This window comes from Arthrobacter sp. zg-Y916 (assembly GCF_020907385.1).
In the GTDB taxonomy this organism is placed as follows: domain Bacteria; phylum Actinomycetota; class Actinomycetes; order Actinomycetales; family Micrococcaceae; genus Arthrobacter_B; species Arthrobacter_B caoxuetaonis.
This window is the reverse complement of record NZ_JAJJOD010000009.1, coordinates 65,260-84,404: the sequence shown is the minus strand read 5'-3', so window position 1 is coordinate 84,404 and position 19,145 is coordinate 65,260. Positions and strand designations below refer to the sequence as shown.

The window sequence follows — 19,145 nt, the reverse complement described above, 5'->3', positions numbered from 1 at the left end:
GGACGCCCGGAAAGGGAGCGAGCAGATGCGAAACGAGGGACTGGGATCCTGGATCCACCGCCGCCGGGTGAAGTCCGCCGGTGTTACGGCCGTGGCCGGGGCCGGAATTGAGCTGACGTACGACCAGCTGGCCGAGCGGATCGAACGTCTGGCCAGCGCATTGGCAGCCCGCGGCGTTTCGCCGGGCAGCCGGGTCGCCTACCTGGGCAACAACCACCCGGCGTTCCTTGAGTCGCTCTTTGCGGCGGGTTCCCTGGGCGCGGTGTTCGTGCCCCTGAACACCCGTCTGGCCCCGCCGGAAGTTCGGTTCGCGCTCCAGGATTCCGGGAGCACCGTGCTGATCCATGCGGCGGAACTTGATTCACTTGCGGTCCTTGGCTGCACGGATTCTCCGGTAACGCACCGGCTGATGGTGGCCCCGGAGGCCGGCCCGGCGGCGTCCCCGGCCGGGACGGAAACAGTGTCCGGCGCTCCTGCGGCAGAGCCCTATGAGGCTGTGCTGCAGGATGCCGACGCTGAGCCGCGGGATGTGGAGGTCGGTCTTGAGGACCCCGCCGTCATTCTGTACACGTCAGGCACCACCGGAAACCCCAAGGGTGCGCTGCTCACCCATGGAAACATGACGTGGAACAGCGTGAACGTACTGGTCGACTACGACGTCAGCTCCGAAACCGTTGCCCTGATGATCGCCCCGCTGTTCCACGTCGCCTCCCTGGGCATGGGCGCCCTGCCGGTGCTGCTCAAGGGCGGGAAACTCGTTCTTCACAGCAGGTTCGAACCCGGTGCGACCCTCGCCGCGATCGAGGAACACCGGATCACCTCACTTTCCGGGGTTCCCACTACCTACCAGATGCTGGCCGAACATCCCGGCTGGGAGTCAACGGACCTCTCAAGCCTCCGCATGCTCACCTGCGGCGGCTCACCCGTCCCGGCGCGTGTGCTCGATGCCTATGAAGAGCGGGGCCTGTCCTTCTCGGGCGGCTACGGGATGACCGAAACCTCGCCCGGTGCGACTGCGCTGCCGGCCAGGTATTCACGGGCCAAGGCCGGATCTGCCGGACTGCCGCACTTCTTCACCGATGTCCGGATCGCCGGAAGCGGGGAAGCCCCGGCCGGCCCTGGGGAAGTGGGTGAAATCCAGATCCGCGGCGGCAATGTGATCCGCGAGTACTGGAACCGCCCGGACGCCACATCGGCGGCCTTCTCCGACGGCGCCTGGTTCAATTCAGGGGATATGGGCTACTTCGACGACGACGGCTTCCTGTACATCTCAGACCGGATCAAGGACATGATTATTTCCGGCGGCGAGAACGTTTACCCGGCCCAGGTGGAACAGCTGATCATGGAGCTGCGGGAGGTCTCCGCCGTTGCAGTGATCGGCGTCCCGGACGAGCGCTGGGGGGAAGTGCCGCACGCGGTGATCGTCCGCGCGGAAGGCGCAGAACTCGATGAGAAGGCGGTCCTGGACCACCTCGAAGGGAAACTGGCCCGCTACAAGGTCCCGAAATCCGTGGAGTTCCGCGAGTCCCTGCCCACCACTGCCAGCGGCAAGATCCGCAAGGCGGACCTGCGGCAGAACGCGCTGAGAGCCTGACTCCAAACAGCAGGCCGGAGGCCGCCTGCGCTGATAGTGTCTGGCGCCATGGAGAAAAACCTCGCGGACTTCCTGGCCAGTTTCAACGCCGCCGTTGAACTGGCCCAGCAGCACCGTGCCGCGTCCTCGACCCGGCCGCGGCTGCGGGATGCCCTCAGTGCCTACCTCGGGCTGCCGGCCCAGGACGTGCCGATCGTCGTGGAAGCGATCCCGTTCCACCGCTTCGCCGACGTGGACATCGCCATGGAGCAGATCGCGGGGGAGGACCCCGGGAACACGCTGATCGGCCTGGGCGGGGGACAGCAGCGCCAGCACCTGGGTCTCTCCGACATTGTGCAGGAGGAGGGCTACGGTTATATCCCGGTTGGCCAGCCGGACTTCGTCAACATTGCCGTCGGGCCAGACAGCAGCCGGGAAGCGGTCGGATTGGGAATCCGGCTGTTCCGCCACGACGGGGTGCCGGTGGCCGTCCTGCAGCGGAACGGTGACCCGCAGACGGGCAGCCCTGACGTGCAGCTGGCGGTCATGGCCGCAGAACGTCCAGTGGCGGCGGCCGTCCTGGCAGCAGTCCAGGAACACCTGCGGGTCCACAGCATCCTGCGCGGACAGGTCATCTCGCTCGGCTTCGATCCCTACGGACCGGGCGGTGCCGGGGTGAACTTCCTGACACGTCCTTCGCTGCCGCGGGAGAAAGTGATCCTGCCCGACGGTGTGCTCGAGCGGGTCCGCAGCCACGTCCTGGGCATCGCCGGGCACCGCGGCCGCCTGCAGGCCGCCGGCCAGCACCTCAAACGCGGGGTCCTGCTCTACGGTCCGCCCGGAACGGGTAAAACGCACACTGTACGGCACCTGCTCAGTGAAAGTCCGGGCACGACGGCGGTCCTGCTCACCGGCGCTTCGCTGGGGGCGATCTCCCAGGCGGCGAGCCTTGCCCGGGCCATGGCTCCGTCCCTGGTGGTCCTCGAAGACATTGACCTGGTGGCCGAAGACCGGAACATGGGCCACGGCCCGCAGCCGCTGCTCTTCCAGGTCCTTGACGCCCTGGACGGGCTCGATGCCGACGCCGATATTGCCTTTGTCATGACCACCAACCGGGTGGACGTCCTGGAGCCTGCCCTTGCCCAGCGTCCCGGACGGGTGGACCTTGCCGTCGAAATTCCGTTGCCGGACGCAGGGGACCGGGTCCGGCTCATGGAGCTTTACGCTCCGGCCGGAGTGTTTTCCGCGGCGGCGCTGGCTGCGGTGGCGGAGCAGGCGGACGGCGCGACGGCGTCGTTCGCGCGGGAGCTGGTGCGCCGGGCAATCCTGGCGGCAGCGGAGGCCGGCGAGGATCCCGGCGATGTCCATCTGCTCGCGGCCGCGGAGGATCTCTCCGGACAGCGTGAAGCCATGACCCGCTCACTGCTGGGCGGAGCGGATCCGACTGCCGGCTTCACTGCGAACGGGGACGCCGGCGACGGACGGGGAGCTCCTGCACCGGGAATCGCCTGGCTCTAGGGCCGCAGGCTCACAAAAGAGAGCTGCCGCGCGTTTACAGTATGTGGAAGTGAAACCGTTCGAAGCGATCGTCAGGGAACACGGCGCCGTCGTGCTGCGGGTCTGCCGTGCCGTACTGGGGCCCGACGACGCGGAGGACGCCTGGTCGGAAACGTTCCTCTCCGCCCTGCGCGCCTATCCCTCGCTCGATCCCGCGGCCAACGTCCAGGCCTGGCTGGTGACAATCGCCAAGCGCAAGGCCATAGATTCCCGCCGGGCCGCTGCCCGGCGCCCGGTCACAGTGCCTGACCTCCCCGAAGCTGCGGGAGGCGCGGACCCCGGACCGGGAGAGCACGACGGGCTGTGGGCCGCCCTGCGGACGCTGCCGCAGCGCCAGCGTGAAGCCCTGGCCTACCACCATCTGGCCGGGCTGCCCTTCGCGGACGTGGCGCTCCTGCTCGAGAGCACTGAAGCGGCCTGCCGCCGGTCCGCTGCTGATGGAATGAAGAAGCTCCGATCACTGGATGTGGAGGACCTCCGATGACCCTGGAAACAGAAACTGCCGCGCAGGACGCGCCGGAGGCCGAGAGCGAGACGCTGGCCAGGCTGCATGCCCGGCTCACTGCCGACGCCGCCGGACAGGACCTGCTCGATGTTGCCTACACGGTGATGGATTCACCCGTCGGGGGACTGCTGCTCGCCGCAACGCCGGCTGGGCTGGTCCGGGTCGGCTTCGCCGTGGAAGGGCATGACGCTGTGCTGGCAGAGCTCGCTGTCCGCGTCAGTCCGCGGATCCTGGCCGATGCCGCCCGCCTGGTTGAACCCGTCCGCCAGCTCCGGGAGTACTTCGCCGGCTCGCGGAAAACCTTCGATCTGGCGCTGGACCTGCGCCTGGCCACCGGTTTCCGGCGCACCGTCATCGAACACCTCTCCGACATCGGCTACGGTGCCACCGCGAGCTACGCTGCCCTGGCGGTGCTCGCGGGGAACCCGGGCGCCGTCCGTGCCGCCGGAACCGCCTGCGCCCGGAATCCGCTGCCCGTTGTTGTGCCCTGCCACCGGGTGGTCCGCTCGGACGGAAAAATCGGGAACTACCTTGGCGGCAGCGACGCCAAGCGCACCCTGCTCACCATGGAGGCCGCCGCATGAGCGGCGAACTCTTCCCGCGCGAACGCAACGCCCCGTCCGCCGGTGCGGTCCACGTGCCGGGCTGGTTGACGGCCGAGCAGCAGCGCAGCATCGTCGAGGCCTGCCGGGCCTGGGCCATTGGACCCGTCCCGATGCGTTCGGCGGTCCTGCCGGGCGGGCACAAAATGTCGGTGCAGACGGTGTGCCTTGGCTGGCACTGGCAGCCCTATAAATACACGCGTACGGCCGACGACGCCGGCGGCGGCCGCGTGGCCGAAGTCCCTGGCTGGCTGGTGGAGCTGGGCCGCCGGGCAATCCGTGCCGCCTACTGCACTGAAGGGGAACCGGGCTACGCTCCGGACATCATCGATCCCGAGGATTACACCCCGGATACGGCCCTGATCAACTACTACGCCGAAGGGGCGCATATGGGCATGCACCAGGACAAGGATGAAAAGTCCTCGGCCCCGGTGGTGTCCTTCAGCATCGGTGACAGCTGCATATTCCGTTTTGGGAATACACAAACGCGCACCCGGCCCTACACCGACATCGAGCTGTCCTCCGGTGACCTGTTCGTCTTCGGCGGTCCTTCCCGTTTCGCGTACCACGGGGTGCCCAAAACGCTGGCCGGGACCGCCGATCCTGAGACCGGACTGAGCAAGGGCAGGATCAACATCACCCTCCGGATGACGGGAATGGAATGAGCCCGGCGGAGGCGGGGGAGCCGGACCGCATGTACGTGCTGGCCGCGGCCGGCCCGTTTCCGTGGCAGCCGCTCGTCCGCAGCCTGGCCGCCCACGCCGTGCCGGGGCTGGAAACAGTGGAGGTGACGCCGTCGGGCGCAGTCCTTACCCGGCTGTGGCCTGCCCCCGGCGGACCGGTGCTGGCGCAGATCGGCATCGGTGCACCGGACGGGGTCTCCGTGAGCCTGAACGGCGGCCGGCAGGAGAACGACGCAGGGTGCCTTGGTGCGGTCCGCAGCTGGCTGGACCTCGACGCCGATACGCACGCCGTAGACACCGCGCTGGCTGCCTTCCCCCGGCTGGCCCCGCTGGTCGAACGCTATCCCGGACTCCGAATCCCCGGTTCGGTGGACGGGTTTGAGACAGCGGTGCTGACCGTCCTCGGGCAGCAGGTGTCGCTTGCTGCGGCCCGTACCTTTGCCGCCCGCCTGATCGCTGCCTATGGAACCGCCGGCCCCGGCGGACTCCGGACCTTCCCCGCGCCGGGCGAACTGGCCGCCGTCGCGCCCGCTGACCTGCAGGCGGCAGTGCGGATCACCGGTGCCCGCGCGGGAAGCATCCATGCCCTTGCGGAAGCTGCAGCCGGCGGGCTGGAGCTGGGACGGCACAGTGACTGGCAGGCGGTCCGTCCGGCGCTGCTGGCCCTTCCCGGCATCGGACCCTGGACCGCGGACTACCTGGAAGTCCGCGCTGCGGGGGACCGGGACGCGTTCATTCCGGGGGACCTGGTCCTTCGGCGGGCCCTGGGGGTCGCCACCGCGAAGGAGGCATCACGTCTGGCCGAAGACTGGCGGCCCTGGCGCGCCTATGCCTTGTTCCACCTGTGGACGGAGGCGGCGTACGACGTCGTCCCCGCACCCGCCTAGCGCCCGCCTGCCGCCTGTCTATCCCGGCGCGATGGCAGGGTTACGCGCCAATGAGGGTGAGAAGCAGCGCCAGCAGCGCCGGAATCCCGCGGATGAGGGCAATCCGCCCCAGCGGCCACCGGCCGGCCAGCAGCACCACCGAGGCCAGGACCATGCAGGCGGTGGAGAAGCTCATCAGGGTCAGTCCGGCTGCGGGATTGCCGACGCCGATGAGCAGGACCCCCAGGACAGCACCCACCCCCAGGAACAGGTTGTAGAAGCCCTGCGTGTAGGCCAGCGGCTGGGTGGTTTCCGCGTCCTGCTCAGAAGTGATTCCGTACACACCCATGGTCTCGGCTGCGGTCCAGCGCAGGGATTCCAGGAAGAAGAAATAGAAGTGCACGGCGGCGGAAACCACGGTCAGTATCGCTGCAGCAACCAGCATTGAACCCCCTTGGGGCAGGGACCGGGGGCACCTGGGCGATTCCGCCTTCGTGGCCGCGCTGTGGTCCGGAGTGAGCCCATCCTTCCACTACCTTCAGGGGCAGCCAAGGGCAGGGGCAGCTCCCAGTTGGCGGTGGGGACTAATCGGCGGCTAGCCTTGAAGTTGCAACCGGACGTGCCGATTCCAAGGCATTGAACTCCGGGCCGCCTGATGCCGCTTTCCCCCAAAGGAGCACCCCACCGTGCGCAGTTCCCGTTCCCTTCGTGCCCTGGCAGTAGCCGCCGCCGCAGCGCTGGCGCTTTCTGCCTGCGGTTCTGACTACCCCCTGGGTGAGGAACAGCGCAAAGCCGCGGAAAACAGCACCTCCAAGCTGGAGGGGATCATCTCCGGTTCCGGGTCCACGGCACAGGGCCCTGCCATGGATGCCTGGATCGGCGGCTTCCGCGTGCTGCATCCCAAGGTCCAGGTCCAGTACTCGCCGGATGGCTCGGGCGCCGGACGCAACGCACTCCTGGCCGGTGCCGTGCAGTTCGCCGGATCGGACGCCTATCTCCAGGACGAGGAACTGGAGGAGGCCCGGAAAGTCTGCGGACCGGACGGCGCCCTGGATATTCCCGCCTACATCTCCCCCATTGCAGTGGCGTTCAACCTTCCCGGCATCGACACGCTGAATCTCGACGCGGTCACCATCGCGAAAATCTTCCGCGGCGAAATCGACGCCTGGAACGATCCGGCAATCGCAGGCCAGAACCCCGGAGTACAGCTGCCCGCCACCCGGATCACGGCCGTGAGCCGCGCGGACGATTCCGGTACCACCGAAAACTTCACCGAGTATCTGCATGAGGCGGCCCCCGAAGCGTGGCCCACGGATCCGTCCGGTTCCTGGCCCGGCGGCCTCGGCGGCGAAAACGCTCAGGGCAGCGCCGGCGTCATCAGCACCGTTACCCGGACCGAGGGTGCCGTGGCCTACTCGGATGACTCGGTAGTGGATGAATCCCTGGGTACCGTCAATCTCAAGGTCGGTGAAGAGTACGTCCCCATCAGCGCCGAGGGTGCGGCGATCGCCGTCGAGCAGAGCACCCGTGTGCCCGGACGCGGCGAGCATGACATTGCCCTGCACCTTGACCGCACGACGACGGCGCCCGGAGCCTACCCGCTGATTCTGGTGTCCTACCAGATCTTCTGCAGCGGCTACGAGGATGCGGACACGGTTGAGCTCGTCAAGACCTTCGGCCAGTACGTGATCAGCGATGAAGGCCAGCAGGCATCGGCCGACGCCGCCAAGAGCGCGCCCATCCCGCCGACCCTCGCAGAAGACGCACGGGCTTCCATCGAGAGCATCACCACGCTTCCCTAGCCGTTCGGCGAAGCCTGAACCTACCCCTCTGACAAGGGGGTTCATCCCGGCGGCAGTTCAGGTCGCCGCTGCCTTTACAGTCCGCCGCGGGCGGTCTTCGGCACGCCTCTTGCGCGCTCTGGGGACCGGTGGCACCGTGGACCTACCGTGAAGGAAAGGGGCAGGACATGCAGCCCATCAAGATCGAACGGTGGTGGCCGTACCTCGACACCACGGCTAAGCAGTGGCTTAGGGAGAACCTGCGGCAGGACGGTATTCCCAACAAAATTCAGGACCGGATCGCCGAAGCGGGCGGCCCGGTCATCGATCCCATCCTGGATATGCGGGACTGGGACTTCATCGAGACGCAGTCCGAACTGGTCGATTAGCGTCTGCGGCACCTGAGCCCGCTCATTTGAGTAGAACTGCTGCGCTCACATGATAAATTGAGCCGCACCTATCCGTTCTTCCGACAGGTGTGACTCATGAGCAAGCTCAGCACGGCGTCCCTGGCGAGCCTTCCCCGGGCCCTGTCCGCCCCGCAGTACGACCGTTCGCAGGTGAGCACCGGGATTGTCCATTTTGGTGTCGGCGGTTTCCACCGTGCCCATCAGGCCATGTACCTGGACCGGCTGATGAACGCCGGAAAGGCCCTTGACTGGGGTATCTGCGGCGTCGGAGTGCTGCCCGCCGATGCGGCGATGAAGTCCGTCATGGATGCCCAGGACTGCCTGTACACCCTGGTGCTGAAAAACCCGGACGGCACCCGCGAAGGCCGGGTGATCGGTTCCATCACTGAATACCTGCTGGTACCGGAGGATCCGGAAGCCGTCATCGCGAAGATGGCCTCCCCGCAGATCCGGATCGTTTCCCTGACCATCACCGAAGGCGGATACAACTTCCACCACGTCACCGGGGATTTCGACGCCGACACCCCGGACGTGCAGGCGGACCTGGCTCCTGGAGCCGTTCCGGCAACCGTTTTCGGGCTGGTCACCGAGGCGCTCGCCCGACGCCGGGATGCAGGCGTACCGCCGTTCACCGTGATGTCCTGCGACAACATCCAGGGCAACGGAGACGTAGCCCGCAGGATGTTCACCGCCTTCGCGGACCTCCGCGACCCGAAACTGGGGGAGTGGATGCGGGCCAACGTGGCTTTTCCCAACTCGATGGTGGACCGGATCACCCCCGTCACCACGGATGCGGACCGGGCCATGGTCGCGGAGGACTTCGGCATAGAGGATGCCTGGCCGGTGGTCAGCGAGGACTTCGAACAGTGGGTCCTGGAAGACCATTTTCCGCTGGGCCGGCCGCCGTTCGAAGATGCCGGCGTGCAGGTGGTGGACGACGTCGAGCCCTACGAACTCATGAAGCTGCGCCTGCTCAACGCAAGCCACCAGGGTCTTTGCTACTTCGGGTACCTGGCCGGCTACCGCTACGCCCACGAGGTCTGCCAGGATCCGGTCTTTGCCCGGTTCCTGCTGGATTACATGGAGCGCGAGGCCACGCCCACGCTCAAGCCGCTGCCCGGTGTGGACCTGGATGAATACCGGCACAAACTGATTGAACGTTTCTCCAACGAGCATGTCCGCGATACCCTGGCCCGGCTCTGCGCCGAAAGCTCCGACCGGATCCCCAAGTGGCTGCTGCCCGTCATCCGCGAGAACCTCGAGGCCGGCGGCGAGATTCACCGGTCCGCGGCAATCGTGGCCAGCTGGGCACGCTATGACGAGGGAACTGATGAGCAGGATGAGCCGATCACCGTGGTGGACCGCCTGCGCGGGCCGCTGATGACCGCCGCTGCCCGGAACCGTGAAGATCCGCTGGCCTTTGTGTCCCAGCCCGAGCTCTTCGGGGACCTCGCCTCGAATGACCGTTTTGTCCAGGCCTACACACGGGCCCTGGCCTCCCTGCACGACGCCGGCGCCCGGGCTGCGGTCGAGGAACTCGTCCGCGGGCCTGGGAACCGGGAAGGCAGCTAGCGCCGGGAGGCGTCCGCCGGTTCCGGTGTGTCATCCGGCGCCGGGCGGGTGCTGGCCGGCAGGGCAGCGGCCAGCACGAAGACGAGTACGAGGGCCGCACCCCAGATGATGGCAGCGAGGTTGCCGCCGACTAGGAACGGGAAGTTCCAGAGAGAGAGTGCCAGCACACCGAGCAGGCCGATCCCGCCGGCCACTGCCGCAGCCCGCACCATGCCGGGAGCGGACACTCCGCCGCCGCGCGTACCGAAGCCTACAATCGCGAAGCTGGTCAGGGTCATCATGACGATCACGCCGATGGCCCCTGCGCCGGAGTACCAGGTGTAGATCTCCAGGACCGGATCCAGTTGGGCGACGGCGGAGACCAGCACGACGGCGGCGGTCACGCCGGTAACCCAGAAGGAGGCACGGGAGGGTGCCCGGTGGGCGGGGTGGACAGCAGCCAGACCGGGCGGCAGCACCCCGCGCTGGCCCAGCGTGAAGAGGTAGCGCGAGACGATGTTGTGGAAGGCCAGCATGCAGGCGAACATGCTCGTCACCACCAGGACCTGGACGATGTCCGTCATGATCGGGGCGAGGATTTCCCCGGCGAAGCCGACTACCACGCTGTCAGGGCTGTCCGTGGCCAGGGCCACGGCATTGCCGGCCCCGAGGCCGCTGATGATCAGCCAGGAGGAGAGGATGTACAGGGCGCCGATGGAGAGGACAGCGATGTAGGTGGCCCGGGGGACGGTGCGCTCCGGATCCTTGGCCTCGTTGCGGAACACCGCAGTCGCCTCGAAGCCGAAGAAGCCGAGGAAGGCGAACAGCAGGCCCAGGCCCGGCGCACCGGACATGGCTTCGGCCGGACTGAACGGGACGGAGCTGAGTTCCCGGCCGGAGAAGAGCACGCCGAGGTCGATGGCCAGGACGGCGGCAACTTCCAGGACCAGGACGGTCCCCAGCACCTTGGCGGAAAGGTTAATGTCCCGGTAGCCCAGGAAGCCAACGACGGCGATCATGGCAGCCGAGATCGCCCACCAGGGAACCTGGACCCCGGTCCAGAGCTCAACCAGGTTTCCTGCCTGCACGCCCAGGTAGCAGGTCATCGAGACCGTAAGCAGGACGTAGGCGAAGAGCGCCAGCCCTGCAGTGCCGAGCCCGGCCCGGCGGCCGAGCCCCCGGTCGACGTAGGAGTAGAAGGCACCGGCATCCGGCACGTGAGGGGTCATCCAGGCGTAGCCGACCGAGAACAGCAGCAGGATGGCCGTGGCGGCCAGCACCATCAGGGGCATGCCGACTGATTCGGATACGGTGAGGATGAGGGGGAAGTTAGCCGCAACAACGGTGATGGGGGCCGCAGCGGCGACGACCATCAGGACGATTCCGGGCACGCCAAGCCTGCGGGTGAGAGTGGTTTCCAACGGTTTCCTTAGCTCTGTGGCCGATCTATCTCCAGCCAGCACAGAGCCGATATTAGTAAAACCGCCGGGTTGGCCCCGTCACACGCGTGTCACACACGGTGTCCGGCCGGTGGCGGGAAAAGCAGAAGGTCCCGGTCCGGAAAACCGGACCAGGACCTTCTTATTGGTTGCGGGGGCAAGATTTGAACTTGCGACCTCTGGGTTATGAGCCCAGCGAGCTACCGAACTGCTCCACCCCGCGTCGTGCTTAGAACTCTACCGTACGCCTGCCGGAGCTGCTAATTTCGTGGTCCCCGTCACCTCTTTGCGGCGGCTTCCGGATCACGCCCGGCGGTGCCGGAGAGGGCAATGGCAAGTTCTTCGTCAATCAGCAGGGTGGTCACGAACCCAGCGGCCAGGACGGCCCGCACGGCTTCGGCGCGCGCTGCACCCTGGGCCACCGCCACTACCTTGGGGGTGTGCTGCAGCTGGGCCACGGTTACCGCCAGCACCCGCTCGTCGAGTTCTGAGTCCACCGGATTGCCTGAAGCGTCCAGCAGTCGCCCCGAGCATTCAGCCACGGCGCCGGCGCGGGCAGATTCCAGCCTAAGACGGTTGTCCACCCGGTTCCAGACGGTCGACAGTCCCGGCATCCAGGCCCCGACGGCGACGACGGCCGCGTCCAGGGTGTCCGCCTTCCTCAGGGTGTCTGCGATCTCCGGCTGGCGCCGAAGGCTGTCTGCCGTCTGCTTGTTCTCGACCACAAGGGGCGCCCAGAGCGGCCAGGTCCTCACGCCGTCGTGCCTGCCCAGTCCCTGGATCAGTTCCAGCGAATTGCCGCTGCCTGGAACAGGCAGGGCTCCGGTCAGCTGCACCACGTCGCAGGGCGGCAGGCTGGTCACGTGCTGCGCCGCCAGATCCAGCGTCCGGGACCAGGAGATGCCCACGGTGGCTCCGGGGAAGGCAGTCGAGGCCAGTTCCGCAGCAGCGCCGCGGGCCATGGCATCGCGGGTGGCGCGGTCATCCTGGCCCGTCGGTGTGATCCGGACATGCTCGACGCCGAGTGAGGAAGCCAGGCGGGCAGGGTCCAGGTCCGTGGCGGTGGAGGGGAAGCGGACATCGATGTGCACGATGCCCAGCGCCCGTGCTTCATCCAGGTAACGGGCCACCTGAAAGCGTGAAATCCCGTAACTCCGGGCAATCTCCACTTTGGAGTGGTTATGGACGTAATAGTCCCGGCCAATCCTGGCCAGGAGTTCCTCGTGGGACCTGCCTGTTCCGGTAATAATTCGACCCTGCCTGTTCCCGAATGAGCAACTCATTGTTGCTCATTTGATCCTATCTGACTAGAGTCACTCCCCAAATGAGCGCTCGAGAAATCTCAAATGAGCAGAGGGACCGGATGAGATCACAACGCAGCAGGCCACCGGGCCGCAGCCGCCGTTTCGGTAAGGGGGTTGCAGCTGCCGCAGCGTCGCTGGCACTGGTCCTCACCGGCTGCGCCGGAGACAGCGCTGACGGGCGTCAGGAAATCGTGGTGGCGATCGTTTCCAACCCGCAGATGACCGACGCGATCTCGCTGCAGGACCGCTTCAAGGAAGAGCATCCGAACATAGACGTCCGGTTCGTGTCGCTGCCCGAGAATGAGGCACGCGCCAAGATTACCGCCTCCGTCGCCACCGGCGGCGGGGAATTCGACGTCGTCATGGTCTCCAATTATGAGACCCCCATGTGGGCGGAAAACGGCTGGCTGACCAACCTCCAGGACTACGCCGAGGGCACGCAGGGCTACGATCCGGACGACTTCATCCCCAATATCCGCGAGGCCCTTAGCTATGAGGGGGACCTGTACTCGGTGCCCTTCTACGGTGAGTCTTCCTTCCTGGCCTACCGCGAGGACCTGTTCGAAGAAGCCGGGCTGACCATGCCGGAGAAGCCAACGTGGGATGACATTGCCGGTTTCGCCGAAAAACTCCACAGGCCGGACGAGGATTTCTCCGGGATCTGCCTGCGCGGGCTGGCGGGCTGGGGCGAAGTCATGGCTCCGCTGAGCACCATGATGAACACCTACGGCGGCGGCTGGTTCGACGAAGACTGGAACGCCACTCTTGACTCCCCTGAGGTTGAGGCGGCCGTGACCGACTACGTGGACCTGGTGCGGAACTCAGGCCAGCCCGGCGCTGCCACCAGCGGCTACGGCGACTGCCTCACGAGATACTCGCAGGGCAACGCGGCGATGTGGTACGACGCCACGGCCATGGTGTCCTCAGTCGAGGACCCGGCGTCGTCCCTGGTCGTCGGGAAAACGGGCTATGCACCCGCTCCCGTGCAGGAGACCGAGTCCGCCGGGTGGCTCTACAGCTGGTCGCTCGCCATCCCCTCAACCAGTGAGGAGAAGGACGCCGCCTGGGACTTCGTGTCCTGGATGACCAACAAGGAGTACATCGAGCTGGTGGGAGAAGAGATCAGCTGGGAACGTGTTCCGCCCGGCAGCAGGCTCTCCACCTACGAGATCCCCGAATACGCCGAGGTCGCCCAGGCTTACGCCGAACCAACCCTGAGTGCGATGGCCGGTGCTTCCCAGGACACCTCGATGGCAGCACCAGTTCCGTATCCCGGACTGCAGTTCGTCGGCATCCCCGAATTCCAGGACCTGGGAACCCGGGTGGCACAGCAGATTTCCGCGGCCATCGCGGGCCAGAAAACCGTAGAGGAAGCCCTTGAACAGTCCCAGCGCTACGCCCAAACCGTCGCGGAGAGCTACCAGTCAGGAGAGAGCTGATGGCCACACTTCTCGAGCGGCATAACCAAAAAGCCCGCCGCGACGTCGCACACCGCCAGGCCGGGGGAATGTCGCGGGCCGAAGGGTGGCGGCGGCGCGGGCCGCTGCTGCCGGCGCTCATCTTCACGCTGATCGTTACGCAGGTCCCGTTCCTGTTCACCATCTGGTATTCGCTGCAGAACTGGAACCTGCTCAATCCCGAGGGTGACCGGTTCGTCTGGTTCTCCAACTACATCGAGATCTTCGCTGACTCCACCTTCCGGCAGGCGGCACTGAACAGCGTGATCTTCACGGTGGGCTGCGTCTTCTTCGCCATGATCCTGGGGATCGTCTTCGCTCTGCTGCTGGACCGCTCCTTCGCCGGCCGGGGAATCGTGAGGACCCTGCTGATCACACCGTTCCTGATCATGCCGGTGGCCAGCTCACTGCTGTGGTCCGTCTCCATCCTGAACCCGAGCTACGGGCTGCTGAACTGGCTGATCGGGCTGGTCGGCATCCCGCCGGTGGACTGGACCTCCGCCCATCCCATCGCCTCGATCCTGATGGCTCTGGTTTGGCAGTGGACGCCCTTCATGATGCTGCTGGTCCTGGCCGGACTGCAGGCACAGCCCAAGGACGTGCTGGAAGCAGCGCAGGTGGACGGCGCCGGATGGTGGCGCACGTTCATCTCGGTGACCCTTCCCCAGCTCCGCCGCTACATAGAACTGGGTGTCCTCCTCGGAGCCATCTATGTGGTGAACACGTTCGACCAGATCTATCTCATGACGGCCGGCGGTCCGGGGACGGCCAGCGCCAACCTGCCGTTCTACATCTACCAGCGGGCGTTCCTCGGCTTCGACATCGGCCAGGCTGCCGCCATGGGCGTGGTGGTCGTGATTGCCACGATTATCGTTGCCACCTTCGCCCTCCGCCTGATCTTCCGCAGCTTCGACACAAAGGACTAGCCGTGGCCACGCAGATACAACCGGCTCCGGCCGAACGCACGCCTTCCACCACCGGTACTTCGTCCGCGCCGCGCCGCAAGCGCAAGCCCCGCGCCGGCGCCTCCCTGCTGACCACGCTGACCTGGATCCTGGCCATCGCGTTCTTCTCACCGGTGCTGTGGATGGTGCTGACTTCCTTCAAACAGGAATCGGCGGCCGCCTCCAACCCGCCGTCGTTCTTCTTCACCCCCACCCTGGACCAGTACCGGGCGGTGCTCGACGCCGGCGCCGGCACCTATTTCGTGAACTCGCTCATCGCGACCGGCGTCTCCACCCTGCTGGTGGTGGTCATGGCCGTTCCGGCGTCCTACGCCCTGTCCATCCGGCCGGTGAAGAAGACCCAGGACGTGCTGTTCTTCTTCATTTCCACGAAGATGCTGCCGGTGGTGGCCGTGATCATGCCGATCTACGTCATCGCCGGGCAGCTGAAGGTCCTGGACAACATTTGGACCCTGGTGGTCCTGTACACGTCCATGAACCTGCCAATCGCGGTGTGGATGATGCGCTCCTTCTTCCAGGAGGTCCCTTCGGAGGTGCTCGAAGCGGCGCAGATGGACGGCGCCGGGCTGCTGAAGACCCTGTGGCGGGTGCTGATGCCCATGGTTGCGCCCGGGCTCGCCGCAACCGCACTGATCTGCGTGATCTTCGCTTGGAACGAGTTCTTCTTCGCGCTGAACCTCACCGCCGCGAAATCCTCCACCGTCCCGGTGTTCCTGGTCTCGCAGATGACGAGTGAAGGACTGTACCTGGCCCAGCTCTCCGCGGCATCGGTGCTGGCGTCCCTGCCCGTGGTCATTGCCGGCTGGGTTGCCCAGAAACAGCTGGTCCGCGGCCTGTCGATGGGTGCGGTCAAGTGAGCCTGCCTTCGACCATGCGCGTTTCCGTACTCGATACTCCGGGCAAGCTCCGGCTAGAGGAGCGGCCCGTGCCCGTGCCGGGCCCGGGTGAAGTCCTGGTGCGGATCGCTTCCGTGGGGGTCTGCGGTTCGGACACGCATTACTACCGCGAGGGACGGATCGGGCCCTACGTGGTGGAATCGCCGCTGGTTCTGGGCCATGAGGCGTCCGGGCGCGTGGAAGCAGTGGGCGACGGCGTCGACCCCGCCCGGGTTGGCACCCGGGTCTCGCTGGAGCCGGGGATCCCGCAGCCGTACTCCGCCGAGACGCTTTCCGGGCACTACAACCTGGACCCTGGGGTCCGCTTCTTCGCCACTCCGCCGGTGGACGGCGTCTTCAGCGAGTACGCGGTGCACCCGGCGGCTTTCAGCCACCCGGTTCCGGAGCACGTGTCCGACGACGCCGCTGCACTTCTCGAGCCGCTGGGCGTTGCGCTGGCTGCCCGAGCCGCCGGGAAGGTGCAGCTCGGAAACCGGGTGCTGGTTGCGGGCGCAGGGCCCATTGGGCTGCTCGTTTCCGCCGTATGCTCGCTGGCGGGGGCGGAGGTCACGCTGACGGACGTCCGCGCGGAAAGGCTGGAGCAGGCCCGGCGCTACGGGGCTTCCGGCACTTTTACGGCAGCAGGCGCGCCTGTTCCGGCTCCGGAATACCAGGTCTTCATCGATGCCACCGGGGCGGAATCCGCCGTCCTGTCCGGGCTGTCCCGCCTTGCTCCCCGCGGCCGCTGCGTCCTCGTGGGGATGGGGTCGGACACCATCGCGGTCCCCGTTCCGCTCATCCAGGGCAGGGAACTGCTCATCACCGGGACCTTCCGGTACGCCAACACCTGGCCGCTCGCCGTGGAAATCGCGTCCCGCGGGCTCATCGACCTGGACGGCCTGGTCACCTCGCGGCACGGGCTTGACGACGTCGAGGCCGCGCTAGTTGCCGGGGCCCGGGACGGTGCGCTGAAGGCAGTCGTCACGCCGTAACGAGGCCGCCCCAATCCCGCCGCCGGTGATAGGTTCAACCTCAAATGCGCCAGACTCACCGGGGAGGACAGGCATGGCCCAGGCAGTGAAAGCAGCAGCGCCGGACACCGCTCACGCCTCGAGCTTTCCGGAGTGGAAAAAAATCGTCTCGGACTCCTTCGTGCCGCTGGAGGCCTCCCCCGTCCACCCCGGGGACACTGTTTTCTCCGGCCGGCTGACCGGCCGCCGGCTGCGTGAACTGGCCATTGTGCAGGTTGACGCCATGGCGCACTGCGTGGAGCGCACACCCGAACTGATCAACGGCGCCGATGGCGGCTTCTACAAGCTCAGCCTGCAGCTTTCCGGCCGCGGCATCCTGCTCCAGGACGGCCGGGAGGCGGTGCTGGAACCAGGTGACCTGGCCATCTACGACACCGGCACCCCCTACACCCTGAGCTTCGACAAGCAGTTCACCACACTGGTGCTGATGTTCCCGAAGCAGCTGCTCGGGCTCGCCCCGGAGGACATGGCAGAGATGACCGCCGTGCGCCTGGGCCGCGGGCACCGGCTGGGCCGCGCCGTCGTCCCCTTCCTGACCCAGATCGGGCGAATGCTCCCGGAACTGGACGGCCCAATCGGGCACCGGCTGGCCATGAACACGGTGGACCTGCTCTCCACCCTGCTCGCCGACGAGGCCCATGCCCTCCCGGACACGGAAGCCGGCGGCCAGGAACGCCTGCTGCGCCGTGTGCAGCACTTCATTGACGGCCAGCTCGCCAACCCGGACCTGTCACCGGGATACATTGCGGCCGCCCATTTCATGTCTGTTCGCAGCCTGCACAAGCTCTTCGAAGACTCGGGCACCACAGCTGCAGCGTGGATCCGTGCGCGCCGCCTGGACGGCGCCCGCCGGGACCTCGCCGACCCGCTGCAGGCCGGCGTTCCGGTCGGGGCGATTGGCGCCCGGTGGGGACTGCCGGACCCGGCACATTTCAGCCGTGTCTTCCGCGCCGCCTACGGGCAGTCACCGTCGGCGTACCGCTCCGGCCGCTGAGCCGCGCCCGGGCATCCGTGCACGGGAAGACAATTGCCGCACGCGCAAAGCCAAGCAGAACAATAGTGATCTGGCGCACAGTGGGAGCAGTGATCCGTCCCGCCGTTGCAAAGGAGCAATCATGCACACCACCGAATCCCTCACCAGCTACCAGGACCTGCTGGCCGCCATCGCCGCCGCCGGAGAGTCCCGGGATATCCTTGATCCCGCCACCGGTGAGGTGGTGGCCGCAGCTCCCATCCACACCGTCGATGACCTGGAACAGTCCGTTGCCGCGGCCCGCGCAGCGCAGCCGTCCTGGGCGGCCCTCGGCCACGCCGAACGCTCCGCGTTCCTCTTCAAGGCCGCGGACGCCGTGGAGTCCGCCGCCGAAGGGCTCGCCGAACTGCTGTCCCGGGAGCAGGGCAAGCCCCTGAACGGCCCGAACGCACGCTTCGAAGTGGGCGCCTGCGCTGCCTGGCTGCGCGCCACGGCGTCGTTCGAACTGGAACCCGAAGTGCTGGTGGATGACGAGGGCGGCCGCGCCGAACTGCACTACCGCCCGCTCGGCGTTGTGGGGGCGATTGGCCCGTGGAACTGGCCGATGATGATCAGCGTCTGGCAGCTGGCGCCCTCCCTGCGCATGGGCAACACCGTGGTGATGAAGCCCTCCGAATACACCCCGCTCTCCGTCCTGGCCCTTGCCGCAGTGCTGAACCAGGCGCTGCCGGCTGACGTGCTGCACGTAGTCTCCGGCGGACGGGACGTAGGGGAGGCCCTCGCTGGACATCCGGACATCGACAAGGTGATGTTCACCGGCTCCACAGCCACAGGCAAGGCGATCATCCGCTCCTCCGCGGACACCGTGAAGCGGCTGACCCTGGAGCTCGGCGGCAACGACGCCGGTATTGTGCTGCCCGACGCCGATCCCGCCGCGATCGCCGAGGACCTGTTCTGGGGTGCGTTCATCAACACCGGCCAGACCTGCGCGGCGCTGAAGCGCCTCTATGTGCACGAGGACATTTACGACGCCGTCGTCGACGCATTGGCCAAGGTGGCCGCGGCCATGCCCATGGGCGTCGGCCTGGACGAAAACAATGTCCTGGGCCCGCTGCAGAACAAGGCCCAGTTCCAGATTGTTGCCGACTTGGTGCAGGCTGCGAAGGATGCCGGCGCGCGGATCGTCACCGGCGGCAACCCGCAGACGGACCAGCCCGGGTATTTCTACCCGGCCACGCTGGTGGCGGACATTGACAATGACAATCCGCTGGTGGTGCAGGAGCAGTTCGGCCCGGCGCTGCCAATCATCAAGTACTCCTCCGTGGAGGAGGCCGTGGAAATGGCCAACGGGCTGGATGTTGGCCTGGGGGCGTCGGTGTGGTCCTCGGACAAGGATGCGGCCCTGGCCGTCGCCGCGCGGATCGAAGCCGGCACCGTCTGGATCAACAAGCACGGCGCCGTGGACCCGCGGATGCCGTTCGGCGGCGCCAAGCAGTCGGGATACGGGCTCGAGTTCGGCGTCGAAGGGCTCAAGGGCCTCGGCGCCCCGCAGGTCCTCAGCTACTGAACCCCT

18 protein-coding genes and 1 tRNA gene are annotated in these 19,145 nt (G+C 66.9%); 15 read left to right on the top strand and 4 right to left on the bottom strand.

The window, feature by feature from the left end:
• Positions 1-25 precede the first annotated feature (25 nt).
• The 6 genes from LOC59_RS13765 to LOC59_RS13740 are packed head-to-tail and all read left to right on the top strand — an operon-like array spanning position 26 to position 5,807.
• Positions 26-1,594, top strand: coding sequence for an acyl-CoA synthetase (locus tag LOC59_RS13765; RefSeq protein WP_229972639.1), 1,569 nt, complete (start codon positions 26-28; stop codon positions 1,592-1,594).
• A 48-nt stretch (positions 1,595-1,642) separates the two neighbouring features.
• Positions 1,643-3,091 (top strand): AAA family ATPase, encoded by a 1,449-nt coding sequence (locus tag LOC59_RS13760; protein ID WP_227896105.1) that lies wholly within the window; start codon positions 1,643-1,645, stop codon positions 3,089-3,091.
• Between the two features lie 49 nt (positions 3,092-3,140).
• Positions 3,141-3,614, top strand: a complete 474-nt coding sequence (locus LOC59_RS13755; RefSeq protein WP_423721798.1) for an RNA polymerase sigma factor — start codon at positions 3,141-3,143, stop codon at positions 3,612-3,614.
• Positions 3,611-4,219, top strand: coding sequence for a methylated-DNA--[protein]-cysteine S-methyltransferase (locus LOC59_RS13750; protein ID WP_229972637.1), 609 nt, complete (start codon positions 3,611-3,613; stop codon positions 4,217-4,219). Before LOC59_RS13755 ends, LOC59_RS13750 begins: the two co-directional genes overlap by 4 nt.
• A complete protein-coding gene (locus LOC59_RS13745) occupies positions 4,216-4,902 on the top strand; it encodes an alpha-ketoglutarate-dependent dioxygenase AlkB family protein (protein WP_229972635.1) in 687 nt (228 codons plus the stop codon). Before LOC59_RS13750 ends, LOC59_RS13745 begins: the two co-directional genes overlap by 4 nt.
• Positions 4,899-5,807 (top strand): DNA-3-methyladenine glycosylase family protein, encoded by a 909-nt coding sequence (locus tag LOC59_RS13740; RefSeq protein WP_229972633.1) that lies wholly within the window; start codon positions 4,899-4,901, stop codon positions 5,805-5,807. The genes LOC59_RS13745 and LOC59_RS13740 overlap by 4 nt, the downstream gene beginning before the upstream one ends.
• A gap of 40 nt (positions 5,808-5,847) precedes the next feature.
• Here the strand turns inward: LOC59_RS13740 and LOC59_RS13735 are convergent, their stop codons facing one another.
• The gene (locus tag LOC59_RS13735; protein ID WP_227896100.1) at positions 5,848-6,231 is read right to left on the bottom strand and encodes a DUF1304 domain-containing protein; all 384 of its coding nucleotides are present in this window, start codon (positions 6,229-6,231) and stop codon (positions 5,848-5,850) included.
• Between the two features lie 241 nt (positions 6,232-6,472).
• On the opposite strand from LOC59_RS13735, the gene pstS reads away from it, so the two are divergent.
• The 3 genes from pstS to LOC59_RS13720 all read left to right on the top strand — a co-directional run bounded on the left by pstS (position 6,473) and on the right by LOC59_RS13720 (position 9,549).
• Positions 6,473-7,588 carry a phosphate ABC transporter substrate-binding protein PstS gene (gene pstS / locus LOC59_RS13730; RefSeq protein WP_229972631.1) on the top strand — a complete coding sequence of 372 codons (1,116 nt, stop codon included), beginning with the start codon at positions 6,473-6,475 and terminating at the stop codon, positions 7,586-7,588.
• Between the two features lie 167 nt (positions 7,589-7,755).
• On the top strand, positions 7,756-7,956 hold the full coding sequence (locus LOC59_RS13725; RefSeq protein ID WP_227896098.1) for a hypothetical protein: 201 nt from the start codon (positions 7,756-7,758) through the stop codon (positions 7,954-7,956).
• Between the two features lie 96 nt (positions 7,957-8,052).
• Positions 8,053-9,549: a mannitol dehydrogenase family protein gene (locus LOC59_RS13720; protein WP_229972629.1), complete on the top strand. Its 1,497-nt coding sequence runs from the start codon at positions 8,053-8,055 to the stop codon at positions 9,547-9,549.
• On the opposite strand, the gene LOC59_RS13715 is transcribed toward LOC59_RS13720, so the two are convergent.
• The 3 genes from LOC59_RS13715 to LOC59_RS13705 form a co-directional block, all read right to left on the bottom strand.
• On the bottom strand, positions 9,546-10,949 hold the full coding sequence (locus LOC59_RS13715) for an APC family permease (protein ID WP_229972628.1): 1,404 nt from the start codon (positions 10,947-10,949) through the stop codon (positions 9,546-9,548). The genes LOC59_RS13720 and LOC59_RS13715 overlap by 4 nt on opposite strands.
• Before the next feature lie 164 nt (positions 10,950-11,113).
• Positions 11,114-11,190 (bottom strand) — tRNA-Met (locus tag LOC59_RS13710).
• A 55-nt stretch (positions 11,191-11,245) separates the two neighbouring features.
• Positions 11,246-12,136 carry a sugar-binding transcriptional regulator gene (locus tag LOC59_RS13705; RefSeq protein ID WP_229972620.1) on the bottom strand — a complete coding sequence of 297 codons (891 nt, stop codon included), beginning with the start codon at positions 12,134-12,136 and terminating at the stop codon, positions 11,246-11,248.
• 194 nt (positions 12,137-12,330) lie between these two features.
• Between LOC59_RS13705 and LOC59_RS13700 the strand changes: the two genes are divergently transcribed.
• From LOC59_RS13700 to LOC59_RS13675, 6 genes are all read left to right on the top strand, one after another.
• Positions 12,331-13,710 (top strand): ABC transporter substrate-binding protein, encoded by a 1,380-nt coding sequence (locus tag LOC59_RS13700; RefSeq protein ID WP_229972618.1) that lies wholly within the window; start codon positions 12,331-12,333, stop codon positions 13,708-13,710.
• Between the two features lie 68 nt (positions 13,711-13,778).
• Positions 13,779-14,654, top strand: a complete 876-nt coding sequence (locus LOC59_RS13695; RefSeq protein WP_331460470.1) for a carbohydrate ABC transporter permease — start codon at positions 13,779-13,781, stop codon at positions 14,652-14,654.
• A gap of 2 nt (positions 14,655-14,656) precedes the next feature.
• Positions 14,657-15,550, top strand: coding sequence for a carbohydrate ABC transporter permease (locus LOC59_RS13690; protein WP_423721792.1), 894 nt, complete (start codon positions 14,657-14,659; stop codon positions 15,548-15,550).
• Positions 15,547-16,560 carry an NAD(P)-dependent alcohol dehydrogenase gene (locus LOC59_RS13685; RefSeq protein WP_229972616.1) on the top strand — a complete coding sequence of 338 codons (1,014 nt, stop codon included), beginning with the start codon at positions 15,547-15,549 and terminating at the stop codon, positions 16,558-16,560. Before LOC59_RS13690 ends, LOC59_RS13685 begins: the two co-directional genes overlap by 4 nt.
• Positions 16,561-16,633: 73 nt before the next feature.
• Positions 16,634-17,593: a helix-turn-helix domain-containing protein gene (locus LOC59_RS13680; RefSeq protein ID WP_229972614.1), complete on the top strand. Its 960-nt coding sequence runs from the start codon at positions 16,634-16,636 to the stop codon at positions 17,591-17,593.
• Positions 17,594-17,714: 121 nt separating this feature from the next.
• Positions 17,715-19,139 carry an aldehyde dehydrogenase family protein gene (locus LOC59_RS13675; RefSeq protein WP_229972612.1) on the top strand — a complete coding sequence of 475 codons (1,425 nt, stop codon included), beginning with the start codon at positions 17,715-17,717 and terminating at the stop codon, positions 19,137-19,139.
• Positions 19,140-19,145: the final 6 nt, after the last annotated feature.